Genomic DNA, 15,640 nt, shown 5'->3' on the forward strand with positions numbered 1-15,640 from the left:
GGGTCAGCCGTGCGCGCGCCGACCCGTCTCCGACACCCGGCCCCGTTCGTCGGACCGCCTTGCGAGAATGGCCCGATGGCGAGCGCACGAGGTGCTGATCGGGGCAGCGGCTCCGGCACGGGGACCGATCCCGGGACGGACTTCGCCCCGGCGTCGGCCGCCTCTGCGGTGCCCGAGCGCTTCTCGCCCGCGACCCGCGCCTGGTTCACCGAGGCGTTCGCCGCGCCCACGCCCGCACAGCAGGGCGCCTGGGAGGCGATCGGCCGCGGCGAGGACACGCTCGTGGTCGCCCCGACCGGATCGGGCAAGACCCTGGCCGCCTTCCTCACCGCGATCGACGATCTCGCCTTCGGCCGCGACGAGCGCCCCGGGGCCACCTCCGTCCTCTATGTCTCGCCGCTCAAGGCGCTCGGCGTCGACGTCGAGCGGAACCTCACGTCCCCGCTGGTGGGGACGATGCGCGCCGCACAGCGCCTCGGGCTCGAGCACCGTGAGCTGCGGGTGGGCGTGCGCACGGGGGACACCCCGCCCGCCGAGAGGCGGCGTCTGCTCACCCGCCCGCCGGACATCCTCATCACGACCCCCGAGTCGCTGTTCCTCATGCTGTCCTCGTCCGCGCGCGAGACCCTCGCCGGCGTGCGCACCGTGATCGTCGACGAGGTCCACGCGGTCGCGGGCACCAAGCGCGGCGTGCACCTCGCGCTCTCCCTCGCGCGGCTCGACGCGATGCTCGAGCATCCCGCGCAGAGGATCGGGCTCTCGGCGACCGTGGAACCGGTCGACGAGGTCGCCGCGTTCCTGGGCGGGGCGGGCCGACGGGGCGGGGAGGTGCAGGTGGTGCGTCCGCCGTCGGCCAAGACCTGGGACATCGGCGTGCGCCTGCCCGTGCCGGACCTGTCCGCGATCGACCCGCCCGCGGACGCGGTCGACGAGGACGACGTGTCCGGGACGATCTGGCCGCACGTGGAGCGGGCCGTCCTCGCGGAGGTCCTCGCCCATCGCTCGACGATCGTGTTCACGAACTCCCGTCGCCAGGCCGAGCGCCTCACGTCGAAGCTCAACACCCTGCACCGCAGGCAGGTCGTCGGCGACGAGGCGGCCCGTGTGCTCGGGGCCGAGGCGGACTCCGATCTCGTGGCCCGCGCACCCGAGGACCTCGCCGTCTCCCCCGACGAGATCGAGGACGTGGCCCGTGCGCACCACGGCTCGATGTCCAAGGAGATCCGCGCGAGCATCGAGGACCAGCTGAAGTCCGGGGCGCTGCGCTGCGTGGTGGCGACGTCCTCCCTCGAGCTCGGCATCGACATGGGGTCGGTGGACCTGGTGATCCAGGTGGAGACGCCGTTCAGCGTCTCGAGCCTTCTGCAGCGCATCGGCCGGGCCGGGCACGACGTCGGCGCGACCTCGCAGGGGATCCTCCATCCCCTGCATGCCTCCGACGTGCTGCGCGCGGCGGTGACCGTGCACGAGGCCGTCGAGGGGCGCATCGAGCCGCTCGCGGTGCCTCGCAACGCCCTGGACGTGCTCGCCCAGCACACCCTCTCGGCGGCCCTCGCGGAGGACCTGGACGTCGAGGACTGGTTCGACCTGGTCCGCGAGGCCCACCCCTACCGCTCGCTGCCGCGATCGGCCTTCGACCAGACGATCGACCTGCTCGCCGGCCGGTACCCCTCGACCGCCTTCTCGGAGCTGCGGCCGCGGCTGGTGCACGACCACGAGTCCGGCACCCTGCAGGCCCGGCCCGGCGCGCAGCGGCTCGTCGTCACCAGCGGCGGCACCATCCCCGACCGGGGCCTCTACCCGGTGCACCTGGTCGCGGCCGAGGGGGACACCCAGCCGCGCCGGGTGGGCGAGCTCGACGAGGAGATGGTCTACGAGTCCCGCCGCGGGGACGTCATCACGCTGGGCACCTCGAGCTGGCGGATCGAGGAGATCACTGCCGACCGCGTCACCGTCTCCCCCGCCTTCGGCCTCACCGGCCGCATCCCCTTCTGGCACGGCGAGGCGGCCGGACGGCCGGCGACCCTGGGCCGTGCGATCGCGAGCATGCAGGCCGAGCTCGCGGCCCTCCCGGACGAGACCGCCCGCGAGCGCCTGGGCTCCCTCGGCCTCGACGAGAACGCGCGCGGCGCCGTCGTCGACCATCTCGCCGAGCAGCAGCAGGCCACCGGGGTCGTCCCCGGCCCGGACCAGCTGGTGATCGAGCGCTTCCTCGACGAGCTCGGCGACTGGCGGGTGGTCCTGCACTGCGCGCTGGGCCAGCGGATCACCGGGCCGTGGGCCCTCGCCGTCGGCGCCCGCGTCGAGGAGCGGTACGGGCTGGACGGCCAGGTGATGGCGGCCGACGACGGCATCGTGCTGCGCATCCCCCACGGCGAGGACCCTCCCGGGGCGGACCTGTTCGTGTTCACGCCCGAGGAGATCGAGGAGGAGGTGCGGCGGCTCGTCGGCACCTCCGCCCTGTTCGCCGCCAGGTTCCGCGAGTGCGCTGCCCGGGCCCTGCTGCTGCCGCGCCGCGACCCGCGTTCGCGGGCGCCGCTGTGGCAGCAGCGCCAGAGGGCCGGCCACCTGCTCGAGGTGGCCCGCCCCTATCCGCAGTTCCCGATCATGCTCGAGGCGGCGCGGGAGTGCCTGCAGGACGTCTACGACCTCCCCGCCCTGGTCGAGCTCATGCGCGGGGTCGCCGGGCGCCGCGTGCAGGTGCGGGAGGTCGAGACGGACTCCCCCTCGCCCTTCGCGCGGTCCCTGCTGTTCGGCTACCTCGCCCAGTTCATCTACGACACCGACGCCCCGCTCGCCGAGCGCCGCACCGCCGCCCTCGCCCTGGACCAGTCGCTGCTCGCGGAGCTGCTGGGGAGCGTGAGCCTGCGGGAGCTGCTGGACGCGCGCGTGATCGAGGACGTCGAGCGCCGCGCGCAGGGCCTCGACGGGGAGCGTCCGCTGCGCGGCGCCGAGGACGCAGCCGACGCCCTGCGCCGCCTCGGCCCGCTCACGCTCGCGCAGATCGCCGCGCGGCTCGCGGAGTCGGACGACCCCGCGGGGGACGGCGCGGAGGACCGCGCCGCCGAGATCGGCCGCGAGCTGGTCGACGCGCGCCGCGCCGTCGCCGTGCGCATCGGCGGCGTCGAGCACCTGGCCGCGATCGAGGACGCGGGACTCCTGCGCGACGCGCTCGGGGCCGCGCTGCCGCCCGGGATCCCCGAGGCGCACCTGGCCGCCGTGCCGCGGGCGGTCGCGGACCTCGTCTCGCGCTGGGCGCGCAGCCGCGGCCCCTTCACCCCGTCGGACCTCGTCGACGCCTTCGACCTGGCACCCGGGGTCGCGCGCACGGCCCTCGAGCAGCTCACTGCCGAGCGGATCCTCCAACAGGGCGAGTTCACCCCCGGCCGCGAGGGCGAGGAGTGGGTGGACGCCCAGATGCTGCGGCGCATCCGCCGCGCCTCCCTGGCCGCCTCGCGCAAGGACATCGCCCCCGTCCCCCACCCCGTCTACGCGCGCTTCCTCTCCGACTGGCAGCACCTGCCGGCGCGGCGCCCCGACGGCCGCCGGGCCCGGGCCGACTGGCGCGGGGCCGATGGCCTGCTCTCGGTGATCGACCAGCTCGCGGGCGTCTCCCTGCCGCTGACCGCCTGGGAGACCCAGATCCTGCCCGCGCGCCTCCCGGACTTCTCCCCCGCCGTCCTCGACGCCGCCTTCGCCTCCGGCGAGGTGGTCTGGTCCGGGCACGGCCGGCTCGGGTCGGCCGACGGGTGGGTGCGCCTCCATCTGGCCGACGCGCTCCCCCTGGGCCTGGATGCGGGTGCCCTCGAGGAGTCCGCGCCCGCGCTCGTCGAGGGATCGCTGCCCGCCCGCGTGCTCGCGCTGCTGCGCGCGACCCCGGGCGCGCTGCGGCACGGAGAGATCCTCACCGCGCTCGCGAGCGATGCAGGGGACGAGGCGGGCGAGGCCGCCCGCCCGCAGGACGTGCACGAGGCCCTCTGGGACCTCGCCTTCGCCGGTCTCGTCACCAACGACTCCTTCGAGGCGCTGCGGACCTATGCGCTGGGTCCCGCACCGTCCCGCGGCGCGGGGCGCTCCGGAGGCGCCGGCCGCTCGGGCCGTTCGCGTCCGCTCACCCGGCGCGGGGCGGCGCGGCTCTCGGCGGCCATGATGCGACAGGGCGCCGCCGAGCCGTCGCAGCTGGTCACAGGGCCGGTCGGCGCGGGGCGCTGGTCGGCGCTGCGGGTCGAGGCGGTCGAGCCCTCGGCCCGGTCCGCGGCGCTCGCGACGCTGCTGCTCGACCGCCACGGCGTCCTCACCCGCGGAGCGATGGACGTCGAGGACGTGCCCGGCTCCTTCGCGGGCGTCTATCGGGTGCTCTCGGCGCTCGAGGAGGCCGGCAGCTGTCGGCGCGGTTACTTCGTGGACGGCCTCGGCGCCTCGCAGTTCGCGCCCGTGGAGGCCGTGGACCTGCTGCGCGACCGCGAGCACGAGGCGGAGGCGCGGCGGCACGCGGTCCCGGATGCGCGCGACGACACCGCTGGGCCCTCGACCCTCGTGCTCGCCGCGACCGATCCGGCGAACCCTTATGGCGCCGCCCTGCCCTGGCCGGCCCTGCCGATCGCCCCGCCCGAGGGGACGACCGCGCGACCGGCGCGCCGCGCCGGGACGCTCGTCGTCCTCGTCGACGGCGAGGTCGCCGCGTTCGTGGAGCGCGGCGGCAAGAGCCTGCTGTGGTGGGCCGGCGAGGACGCCACGCCGCTGGTGGCCGAGCAGCTCGCCCGCGCGATCCGCGACGACTCCCTGCTGCCGCAGCTGCAGGTGGAGCGGATCGTCGGGCACGGGCTCGAGGACGCGGAGGTCGCCCACGTGACCCGGGCGCTCGTCGACGCCGGCTGCTACCGCTCCCCGCGGTCGCTGCGTTTGCGCGCGGGAGGCCGCTGATGCCCGAGGGCGACACCGTCTTCCGCCAGTGCCGGATCCTCCACGAGGCCCTCGCCGGCGCCGAGATCACCCGCAGCGACCTGCGGGTGCCGAGCGCCGCGACCGCGGACCTGCGCGGATGTAGCGTGAGCGAGGTGGTCCCGCGCGGCAAGCACCTGCTGCTGCGGCTGCTCCCGCCCGCCGGTCCGGGCGCGCCCACCGGCTCGGGCACGTCCACTGGCCCGGGCACGTCCACCGGTCCGGGCACGTCCACGCGGACGGCGGAGCCGCTGACCCTGCACAGCCACCTGATGATGGACGGGATCTGGCACGTCGACGGCATCTCCCTGCGCTCGAGCGACACGAGCGCCGGCCCGCGTCCCTGGCACACCGCCCGCGTGGTGCTCGAGGCGATCCGGGACGACGGCCGCGAGGTCCGCGCGGTCGGGTACGACGTGAAGCAGGTGCGCCTGCTGCGCACGGCGGACGAGGGCGAGCTCATCGGCCACCTGGGCCCCGACCTGCTCGACCCCGACTGGTCCGAACAGCTGCGTGCGCGGGCGCTCGAGAACCTGCGTGCACGCCCCGAGCGGCCCGTCGGACTCGCCCTGCTGGATCAGCGGAACCTCGCCGGGATCGGCAACATCTATCGCTGCGAGCTGTGCTTCCTCCATCGGATCCACCCGTCGGCCCCGCTGCGCGAGGTCGCGGACCTGCCCGGCATGGTCGATCTCGCGCGGCGCCTGCTCACGGTGAACACGGACCGTGCGGTGCGGATGACGACCGGCGGGATGATGGGCCGGCGCGGCGACCTGTGGGTCTACGGGCGCGCCGGCGAGCCGTGCCGCCGCTGCGGCGCCCGCATCCAGCGCGGTGAGCTGCTCGAACCGGAGATCGAGGGCTCCGAGGGGCGCGTGATATTCGTGTGCCCGCGCTGCCAAGCCGGCGCCGCGGAGCAGAACGAGCGGAGAGGACAGGGTGCCGCCGCGGGCTCCCGAGCGCCGCGGCAGCGCGGGTTCAGGACCTGACGAGCCCCTGGGCGATCATGCTGCGCCCGGCGTCGAGGATCGCGTCCTGTGCGGGCCGCGGCTCCCAGCCGAGCTCGCGGGCCGCCTTCTCGTGGGAGGTGCGCTTGGCGACGCCGAGGTCGGCGACGATGGCGCGCATCTGACGGGAGAACAGCCCCGCGAACCGCACCACCGCGTTGGGCAGCGAGCGGGTGGGGACCTTCGCGGCGGCCTCGCCGAGGTGCTCGCGCAGGATCCGTGCGACCTCCAGCATCTCGAGCGCCGGCCCGTCGGACAGCAGGTACCTCTGCCCCGCGGCCGACGGGGTCTGCAGCGCGAGCACATGGGCGCGGGCGACGTCGCGCACGTCGACGATCGGGAAGAACAGGTGCGGGCTCGCCGGGATGGCGCCCTGCAGGAGGCTCAGGACCACGTGGTTGGCGCCCGAGGCTCCCGCACTCAGCAGCGGGCCCATGACGGCGACAGGCAGCATGGTCACGAGCTCCGGGGCGCCCGGCTCGCTGCGGGCGAACTCCCAGGCTGCCTGCTCGGCGAGGGTCTTCGAGCGGGCGTAGGCGTCGGACCCGGGCCCGTCGAGCACCGTCCAGTCCTCCTCGGTGAAGACCCGGCCCGTGTCGGCGTGCCCCCAGCTCACGGCGTGGAAGGCGGAGGTGAGGACCACACGCTGCACCCCGGCGTCACGGGCCGCGCGCAGCACCCGCAGGGTTCCCTCGCGGGCCGTGGCCGCGAGCCGGGCCTCGTCCTCCACGTGACCCGGCATGACCGGGGAGGCGACGTGGAGGACGGCGTCGACGCCGTCCAGGGCGCGCTCCCAGCCGTCGTCGGAGGTGAGGTCCGCCGCGGCGAACTCGAGTGCCTCGCCGCGGGTGAGGCCGGCCGCCTCGAGCTCGGAGCGCACGCGCGCCTCCTTCTCGAGGGAGCGCATGGTGGCACGGACCCGGTATCCGTCGTCGAGCAGCTGCAGGAGGCAGTGGCCGGCGATGAATCCGGAGCCGCCGGTGACGAGGATGCGCTGTGCCGGCATGGTGGCCTCCATCAGGCGTCGAGGGGTGCGACGGTCTCGAGGAACAGTCGGGCGACAGCATCCTCCTGCGCCCCGAGGACCACTTGCACGTGCTTCCCTGTGTCCGCGAGCCCGTGCTCGGCGTCCTCTCCGGGGCCGCGTCTGCGGTCGACGACGGTCTGACCCCGTGCGGGGCCGGCCGCCGTCTCGACGCGCACCGGCAGGGTGCGGATGTCCATGAGATCGGGGGCGACGAGCGAGCAGACGGCGCCGGCGTCGCCGATGCGCGCCGCCTCCGGGCCACCGGGCAGGCCGTCCTCGTCGCGGAGCCAGAAGTCCAGCAGCTCTCCGAGCGCAGTGGTCAAGGGGTCGGTGCTCGCCGCGAGCCGCGCCACGGACTCCTCGTCGAGCCCCACCCGGTCGAAGACGTCGAGGCCGTACATGCGCACGGGCAGCTCGCTCTCGAAGACGATGCGCGCGGCCTCCGGGTCGTGCCACACGTTGAACTCGGCGACCGCGGTCGCGTTCCCGACCGAGGCGGAGCCGCCCATCAGCACGATGCCCGGCAGCCGCGCCGCGGTCTCGGGGTACATGCGCAGCAGCAGCGCGACGTTCGTGAGCGGCGCGAGGGCGACCAGGGTGAGTGGCTCGTCGGAGGCCTCGATCGTCCGGCGCATGAGCTCGACGGCGTGCAGATCGGAGACGGGACGATCACTGTGCGGGAGCGAGATCCCGCCCAGTCCGTCGGCCCCGTGGGCCTGCGCAGCATCGCGCGGCGCCTCGAGAAGGGGCCGCGACGCCCCGGCCGCGACCGGCAGGTCCCGCGGGGCGCCGAGCGCGTCGAGCACCCGGCAGGTGTTCTGCAGGACGCGCGGCAGCGGCACGTTACCGTCCACGCAGGTCACCGCCCGCACGTCGATGTCCTGGTGGCGCACGGCGAACATGATCGCCATCGCGTCGTCCACGCCGGTGTCGACGTCGAGCAGGATGTGATGGGTCGCCATCGGGACCTCCAGGGGATGCGGGCACAGGCGCGGGGACGGGCTTCACTGTCGCACGTCATGCGCCTGCTGCGCGTCAGGAGCAGAGGCTCGTGCTGGCTAGACTGGTCGGCGCATCCGCACCTGTGCGCCGCGCGCCCGGCTCGGATGCACGCCTCCATAGCTCAATGGATAGAGCAACGGCCTTCTAATCCGTAGGTTGCAGGTTCGAGTCCTGCTGGGGGCACCTGACCTGCATGTATACCGATTCAGCACCATTCTCGGCGCGCCAAGTACGATTTAAGTACGACTTTCACAAGGAGTCGCATCACCGGATCACGGCCGCTACGTCGCTCACATCGACGTTCCGATCGACGTACGCCGACCACGAGGTGGCCGGGTCATGTCCCATCACCGCCATGATCATGCGCGGATCAACACCCGCATCCATCAGCTGACGCTCAATCGTCCGCCGAAGGGTATGGAACGTCACCCAGGGGAACCCGGCCCGGTCGAGCGTCCGACGGACGGCCTTGGTCGTCGTCGCAAGATCGGGAACCCCGCCCGTCTGTGAAGGGAACACGAACTCGGCTCCCGCACCCGCTGGACCCTTCTCCGAGACTCGAGATTCGAGAGCCGCCTGCTGCCGGATACGGAGCAAGTCGGCCGCGGGACGAGGAAGCGGCACCGTGCGCCGGCTCGACTCCGTCTTGAGGCGCGGAGCCCACGAGCGGTCGGCCCCGGCTCCGAAGACCTGGCCCTCGATGCTCAAGTACGGCTGCTCTTCGTCAAGGCGCACGTCGACCCAGCGCAGCGAGTTCGCCTCAGCGATTCGCAAGCCGGTGTAGCTCCCCAGGTTGATCAGGTCGCTGACGTCCAGCCGCTGCCTTGGATAGCGCTCCTTGACCTTGCTGCGCAGTAGCACCAGCTGTTCCCCGGAAAGCGAGTTGTCACGCGGTCGCGGCGAGCCGTTGCTGTAGACACGCTTGCCTCGGGTTGCGCTCTGGCTAGGCAGCTTTAGTCCGGCGGCAGGGTCCGAAGAGATGTGGCGCAGCGCGACCCCGCGTGCGGTGGCCTTGCGCCAGATCGCGCGCAACTGAGGCAGAGATGCTCCTCCTCCGGCAGTGGCGACACGTTCCACCTCATCGGCCAGATCAGCGGGCGTTACGCGATCAATCGGAAGGCCGTAGAGCGCAGTCGAGTATTCACGCGAACGCTTGAGGCGACTCGTCCGCCCCGTGTCCTCTGTAGCGTGTCCGGGCTTGTAGCCAGCCCAGCGGCCAGCGACTCCCAGGTAGGTCCTCCGGGAGTTGGAGGAGCGCACGCTTGTATCTCTGCCATCTTCGATCCGCTGTACCGCCCATTCAACCAAGCCACCGAGTGTTGGGACGGAAACGTCGTCGCCAGCGATCGAACGGCGCTCGGCCTCGATGACCTGCTCGAGTTCAGCCTGCGCCATTGCCGGCGTCTGCGCCGACCTGGACAGTTGCGTCATCGTTCCATCCCCGAGTCGCATCCGGCACCGTGCACGCCACTGCCTTCCGCGCTTGGCCCGCGAGAGCGCCGAGTCTGCAGGGTCAGCGGACCGCCAGGGGCCGCCGTCGGTCCGCACATGGAAGGAGACCTGAGTGGTGGCTCCGGGCGGGGTCCTCCTTCGAGTCATCGCAACACCGAGACGTCGGGCGCGCTGGAGTGCTCAGCCCGCCGAGGCCCAGAGATGCACGTTTCGACCTCGAGCACGCGAGCGCTGCAGGGACGCTTGCCCGCGCACTCGCGGCCCCAGTACCGTGGGGCTGACATCTTGAAGGTCCTCCTCGGGGATCTTGCCAGCGGCTCCGGTTCGCACCCGGACGCCTCCGACTCTCGATTCGCCCCCGGTGCTCGCGCCAACGAGCCCGGGGGTGAATTTTGTGCACACACAGTACTGCCCGCGCGCTTGCTCAAGGTCGCACAGGTCTCCGCTTCGGAGGATCCCGCCGGCCCCGGGACACGGTAGCGCGACGATCAGGCCGCTCGTCTACGGCGACTGTGTGCCCGTGCAGCGCGGAACTCCAGCACATGCCTAGAGCTGGGGTCGCATCTCTGATCCGCAGCCGGTCCCCGGAACGCGTGCGAGGAAGCCGCCCCGGTCTCCCCTCGATCATTCACGAGCGTCGGGCATCGTCGTACGCGCGCTCGATGTCGGACAGCTCCGCGAGTCGCACGTCGCCGTAGTGCACCCGTGCCATACCCAGTAGGTGGTCGAGCCAGGCTGTCTGGCTCGACGCGAGTCGGCGTCGACCGTCATCGAGGCGCGCGAGGAAGTCGCCCACAGAGGCGACGTGCCAACGGTCTGCGGAGACGAGGTGCTGGCCCCATGCGCGGGCGGATGCCGTCCGAGGGAGAAGGGCGATGAAGTCGACTGCGTCGAGCCCTGGCTCAGGGATCGTGACGCCGTCGGGCAGGTATGAGATCAGCGAGGCGTACGCATCGCCCTGGTGCACCCCGGCACGGCCGCTACCCGTGTGCCATGCGCACTCCTCCTGAGCAGCTCTGCACTGTTCGAAGAGATGCGGCGTATCCCATGCGGGGTTCTGGGGCACTGCGAGGTTGAAGATCTCGGCGGAACGTGCGTCCATCACCCGTTCCCACTGATCGAGTCGCGCCTCAGACTTGTTGCGCGCGTGGCGCGCCGCTTTCGCGCTGGTCGCATTGAGCTTCGCCCAGGCTCCTTTGACCTTCATCACGAGCGCGAGGGTGTCATCGTCGTCAGTCGCCACCACGTCAGGCGCTGGCGGACCATTGAGCCCCCAGTGCCAAGAGTCGCCTTCCACCCATCGGGCACCCAGGCTCGACGACGAACTGGTCGAGTCGGCAAGCGCCTTCGCCACGAGCAGCCGAAGGTCGCGCTGATCGGCCTGCCCCCGAGTCGCGCTGAAGAACCTCCCCAGGGCCGCCGTGAACGCGGGCTCTGTGACCTTGTCCGGGACCGGACCGGGCGCGGCGAGCTCTGGAACGCCGCCTGCGGGGTGTGTCATCTGGCGCTCCTTCGAGATTCAAGTGCGGTCTCTTCTTCGCTGAGTGCCTACGACCAGTGTCTCAAACGCCCCTTGCCCTCCGTGCGCGGCGCCTGGTCTCTGGAGGGGCGAGCTTTGACGAGAAGCGTGCGCATGCTCAGGAGGAACAGAAGGACGACGAGTCCGAGGGCGGCTGGTACGAGCTTGCCGGCGACATTGATTGCGTCCGCCACGTGCTGGAAACGAGGCGCAAACTCGCCGACGACCGCTGCCGACATCGAGAGCGCGTTGTTGGCGGCATGCGCGAGGAACAGCGGCCAGATCCGTCCGAAGAGGTGGTAGAGCATGACCAGCAAGAGGGACCATACGACGAAACCCGGGATCGCCGAGACGCCGTAGTAGATGTGGAAGGCGCACCGGAGGATCACAGCTACCGCGTACACCGTGAGCCAGCGATAGCCGGCCGCCCTGAGCGCCACGACGGGGATCGCCAGAACAACGAGCTCCTCGACGGCTCCGGAGAGGGCGGAAGCGGGGATATCGACGAGACCCGCGGCAGCGCTGGTGTGGACAGGTGTCGGGTAGTGCCCGCGCGGCGGCATGATGGGGACCGACGACGTGAGGATCGAAATCACGACCTGCACGAGGTTCGCAACGGTCCACGCCCCGTACAGGCAGGCCGCGAGCCTCCATCCGCTGTACGTCGACGGCTCCAAACCGACGGCGGCGCGGGGCAGCTTGACGGCGTCGGCGAGGGCGCCGAGGACTATGACGCCTAGGGCGAGCATGGCCAGTGCTTCGCCCAGGTAGAGCGCGGAGTCCCACAAGGTGATGGGGTCCGGACCCTCGTGTGTCTGGAGGTATTCGGCCGCGTTGATGATGCCGCGCCACCACTTCACGCCGTAGAGGCCCAACACGACGACCCACGCGAGCACGGGGGATATGTGGGCGCCATCGGGGAGGGCCAGCTGTCGCTGCCTGCGGGCCTGTCGGAGGGTCCAGAGGCGCAGCTTCACGTCCCGGCGGGGTCGACGTGTCCACTGGCGGGTGTCTGACATGTGCCGGTGCTCCTCTCGCGAAGGGTCATCGCTCCAGGTTCAGGACGCGGCGCGTTCGCACAGATCCCGCACGGCGATCTCGAGGCGACCTCGATCGCGCAGAGAACGGTCCGTCGTCAAGCGCTCAAGGGCCGGCGCATCGGCCTGCTCGGCGCTGAATCCTGAGCGCAGTAGGGCTCGGGAGAGTGCTGTGGATGCGTCGACCGGACCACCTCCGGGATAGCCGAGGTTGTGGCCGGATCGTGCCCGCGCGTCGATGGGGATCATCCCGACCAGCCGTCCGTCGCGACGGACGAGGAGGGAGACGTCGTCGATGTCCCCGCCGAGGGCGCCGCTGACGATCTCGTCGGACACCCGGATCTCGGGGACTTGGCGGGTGTCCTCGAGCACGAGCAGTCGGCGGCGATCGGATCGGGACGAGAGTGCCGCAGGCCGGCCGAACAGGTCACGGCCCAGCTGCAGATCCTCATCACGCCAGTGCGAGGTCGCCTGGGCGATGTGTGCCCGCTCGTGGGGCTGCAGGTCGCTGGCGGTCTCATGCGGGGTGAAGCCGTCGGCGTACTCGGACATCACCGGGTCGGTGTGCAGGGCGTCGATGGTGCGCTCGACGATGGGCCGCAGTGGGTATCGCTCCTCGAGGGAGCGCCGGAGGTCTATAAGGGCGTCGACGTCATGGTCTTCGACGTCGGTGCGCAGGACGATGCCGCCGAGCGTCGAACTCGCGAGGCGTTCGATGAGCGGGTCGGGGTCGCGTCCGAACGTCCCGGCATCGTTCGCGGCGTCGACGAGCAGCCGGTACGACTCCTCTGCCTGACGCGGTGTGAAGCGAAGGCCGTCGGGCTGGTTGGCGAACCGCCGCTGGATCTCGTCCACCGTCTCGGGGCTTGCGTGCTGGCGCTGCAGGACGCTGCCTTGAGGGGTCCAGGGGTACGTGAGGCCGTCCAGCTCGCCGTCACGTGCGGATGGAGAGGGGCGGTTGGAGAGCATCCGGGACCCGTCGAGGAGCAGGTCTCGGATCAGCGCTGCAGCAGGGCTCGTGTAGCCGGCGAGGGCGTGCAGATTCTCCTCGCGGGTGAGGTGCTCGTCTGGGTCCCAGGGGGCCGTGACGGGTCGCCCGGTGCGGGTGAACGTCTCCACGTTCTCAGGCGTGTACGCGCTGCGGTGGAAGATCACGGGCCGCTGCCCGATCTTCTCCGCGAGCGCTTCGAAGTCCACGATGCTGCGGATGGGGTCTTCGAAGCTGGGGGAATCACCCGTGCTGTTTCTGACCGTCAGGACGGAGTCCATCAGCATGTACGCGTTGGCCCCCTGGAAGGGGTTCCCCTCGAGAGCGAGCACCGCGGTGCGTTCCGGGCGAAGGTGAGGGAGTAGGGAGAAGACGGCCGCCGCGGTGTCCGTAGCGGCAGCGTCGAGCAACCCGGTGTAGAACGTGTCGGCGCAGCTGGCGACGAGTACGACGGCGAGCTCATCGTCAGCCCATGCCCTCAGGTGGACCGGCGTTTCGCGGGGCGTCCCGCTGGGGTAGAGGAATCCTGTCGCGAGGCGGTCGTAGATCAGCGGAAGTGGGGATCCTGCCTGCGGGATCTCGGTGAGGGCGAGGGTACTGATCGCCTCGTGGCCCCGATTCTGGATTCGCGCCAGACGCCGGCGGACGCTGGAGGCGGTGACGAAGAGGTCTCTGCCTCCGACATCGGCACGATCAAGCTCTCCGCTTCCCGAGTACTGGCGAATGCGCTCGACGGAGACGCCGAGCATCTCGGCAGCCTCCGCAGCGCGCATCGGCGGTTCGGGCCGGAAGAGACGGAGGGCGGCGGAGATGAGCTGGTTTCTGGACATACCTTCCTCTCAGTACGTTCACCTCAGCCTACCACGTCAGGGCTACCGCTAGCGATACTCTCGGGGTTTCGGGGAACCCTGCGTGCACGGCCGGCCCCGTCGACGCCAGCAAGGAGAGGCGGGTGGGCGGACGATATACGTCCAGTCAGCGTGATCTGAAGGATGCGCAGATACTGCCCGGTGGTCTAGAAATGAGTGTCAGTACAACGCGGCGCGACGCTCTGCAGTTGCCGACTGAAATCGTCACGTAATCAACGTCCGATAATGGCGGTTATCGGACAACGGCATCCCTTCGGGCCGACAGGATTGCGCGCCCCGCCTTTGTCAACGGTTCGCGTGGAGCGAGCGGCACGCACGTGGCGCCCGCCGAGCCGAATCGCAGTGGACGGCAGGATCTGTGCACTGGTCACTGGTGGCAGGGCGCATGAGATCATGGACTCATGCCGACCATCCGCAGCACGAAGCCCGATCTGGACGAGCAGCTCCCGGTGGCACTCGCCGCCCGCATCGCCCGCACCGACAGGGCCTCCCTCGCGCACCTCGTTGACCACGGACTGATCCCCCGCCTCGACCTCGACTCCGTCCGGGCGCTCGCGAGCAGTGGGGAAGTCACCGCCAAGGCGACCGACGAGCCCAGGCACCTCGTCACGCGCCTCGACCTCGACCCCATGACCCTGCGCATCGCAGACATGAGCGACAGTCAGCTCGAGCAGGCGCTGGAAGGGCCGCACCGGGTCCCCGCCGCCTACCTCGGGCGAGAAGTCCTCGTCGCCGTCCGCTCCTTCATCATCGCCACCGGACGGATCGACGCACTCGGCGAGCCCGTCGCGCTCCGCACCGACCGGCGCGGCCGCGAGATCTACGCTCGGACGATCATCATCTCCCTCGAGACACGCCTGACCGACCTCACGGATCGCCCACCCAAAGCGGCCGGTGACCACCGATGGCTCGGGCGGAGAGCACGCGTTGGAACAGGCGGCGCGATACTCACCCTCGAAGCCTGAGCAGCGCCCGAACACCCCGACGCACCTGTCGCCGAAGGAGCCCCGATGGAGCAACGATTCACCATCCACTGGAACGGAACGGGCGCCCATCTCAAACTCCGGCTATCCCCCGCCGCGACCATCGCACTCGACCTGAACAGCACGGAGGTCGACCAGCTTCGGACCCTGCTCTCACCGCCCCAAGAATCCACGCCGGCGACCCCGTTCGCCGCACGCCCCACCTCTCCGAAACCCGCAACGCCGGACAGCCCCAACCTCCCGAACGCATCGGCGCCCGAAGAGCTCGCCATCTTCGACACTGCAGTCCCGCACATGGCACGCCTCGGATTGGACCGCAGGGACCTCGCCCACATCCTCGATGATCCCGAGGACGAATGGGTCGACCAGAGAGGCGTCGCAGCGGTCATTGTCCGAGGCGACCACGCCATCGTCGTCGGCCTTCGCGATCACGTGATCATGTCCGTCATGGACTCGCGACGGGCGTACACGAGACGACCACGAGACAGCGAACCCGTCCCCCGGCACCACGGCGGCAGCGGCACGAGATACCCCACCAGTGTCCCCGAGCTCTGGAACGTCCTGCGCGACCGCGGCGCAGAGGTGTCCCGCACGGGAGGCGGCCACATCGAAGCCGTCTACCAGGGCAAGCGATGCACGATGGCCTCCACGCCCTTGGACCGCCGGTCACTGCGCAACGCCATCACCCACATGGAACGCACGCTCGGCCTCGATCTGCGACGCGACCCTCGGTAGACGGCGCCGTCCCGCGGTGGACCCATCCCGCCCACTGAAGAGTCATCCGGAGATGCCGGGACTCCTCACGAAGGGAATGG

10 protein-coding genes and 1 tRNA gene are annotated in these 15,640 nt (G+C 71.2%); 5 read left to right on the top strand and 6 right to left on the bottom strand.

The features are described 5' to 3' along the window. Positions 1 to 75: 75 nt before the first annotated feature. Both MHY49_RS00535 and MHY49_RS00540 read left to right on the top strand, forming a co-directional pair. Positions 76 to 4,923, top strand: a complete 4,848-nt coding sequence (locus MHY49_RS00535) for an ATP-dependent helicase (protein ID WP_239201660.1) — start codon at positions 76 to 78, stop codon at positions 4,921 to 4,923. After that, positions 4,923 to 5,930 (top strand): DNA-formamidopyrimidine glycosylase family protein, encoded by a 1,008-nt coding sequence (locus MHY49_RS00540; RefSeq protein ID WP_239201663.1) that lies wholly within the window; start codon positions 4,923 to 4,925, stop codon positions 5,928 to 5,930. The genes MHY49_RS00535 and MHY49_RS00540 overlap by 1 nt, the downstream gene beginning before the upstream one ends. Here the strand turns inward: MHY49_RS00540 and MHY49_RS00545 are convergent. Continuing rightward, positions 5,920 to 6,954, bottom strand: coding sequence for an NAD-dependent epimerase/dehydratase family protein (locus tag MHY49_RS00545; protein ID WP_239201667.1), 1,035 nt, complete (start codon positions 6,952 to 6,954; stop codon positions 5,920 to 5,922). The genes MHY49_RS00540 and MHY49_RS00545 overlap by 11 nt on opposite strands. Before the next feature lie 11 nt (positions 6,955 to 6,965). Next, positions 6,966 to 7,937, bottom strand: a complete 972-nt coding sequence (locus MHY49_RS00550; protein ID WP_239201670.1) for a nucleoside hydrolase — start codon at positions 7,935 to 7,937, stop codon at positions 6,966 to 6,968. Between the two features lie 150 nt (positions 7,938 to 8,087). Between MHY49_RS00550 and MHY49_RS00555 the strand changes: the two genes are divergently transcribed. Next, positions 8,088 to 8,160, top strand: a tRNA-Arg gene (locus MHY49_RS00555). Between the two features lie 81 nt (positions 8,161 to 8,241). Here MHY49_RS00555 and xerC read toward each other — a convergent pair. The 4 genes from xerC to MHY49_RS00575 form a co-directional block, all read right to left on the bottom strand. Beyond that, positions 8,242 to 9,408 carry a tyrosine recombinase XerC gene (gene xerC / locus MHY49_RS00560; protein WP_239201673.1) on the bottom strand — a complete coding sequence of 389 codons (1,167 nt, stop codon included), beginning with the start codon at positions 9,406 to 9,408 and terminating at the stop codon, positions 8,242 to 8,244. Positions 9,409 to 10,057: 649 nt separating this feature from the next. After that, complete coding sequence (locus tag MHY49_RS00565) at positions 10,058 to 10,930, bottom strand: hypothetical protein (RefSeq protein WP_239201675.1); 873 nt, start codon at positions 10,928 to 10,930, stop codon at positions 10,058 to 10,060. A 47-nt stretch (positions 10,931 to 10,977) separates the two neighbouring features. Then, complete coding sequence (locus MHY49_RS00570; RefSeq protein ID WP_239201677.1) at positions 10,978 to 11,967, bottom strand: CPBP family intramembrane glutamic endopeptidase; 990 nt, start codon at positions 11,965 to 11,967, stop codon at positions 10,978 to 10,980. Between the two features lie 39 nt (positions 11,968 to 12,006). Next, positions 12,007 to 13,803: a helix-turn-helix domain-containing protein gene (locus MHY49_RS00575; RefSeq protein WP_239201680.1), complete on the bottom strand. Its 1,797-nt coding sequence runs from the start codon at positions 13,801 to 13,803 to the stop codon at positions 12,007 to 12,009. Between the two features lie 440 nt (positions 13,804 to 14,243). Between MHY49_RS00575 and MHY49_RS00580 the strand changes: the two genes are divergently transcribed. After that, positions 14,244 to 14,807, top strand: a complete 564-nt coding sequence (locus MHY49_RS00580) for a hypothetical protein (protein ID WP_239201683.1) — start codon at positions 14,244 to 14,246, stop codon at positions 14,805 to 14,807. A gap of 45 nt (positions 14,808 to 14,852) precedes the next feature. Then, positions 14,853 to 15,560 carry a hypothetical protein gene (locus tag MHY49_RS00585; protein ID WP_239201686.1) on the top strand — a complete coding sequence of 236 codons (708 nt, stop codon included), beginning with the start codon at positions 14,853 to 14,855 and terminating at the stop codon, positions 15,558 to 15,560. Positions 15,561 to 15,640 lie beyond the last annotated feature (80 nt).

This window comes from Brachybacterium sp. ACRRE, assembly GCF_022346485.1.
Classification (GTDB): Bacteria; Actinomycetota; Actinomycetes; order Actinomycetales; family Dermabacteraceae; genus Brachybacterium; species Brachybacterium halotolerans.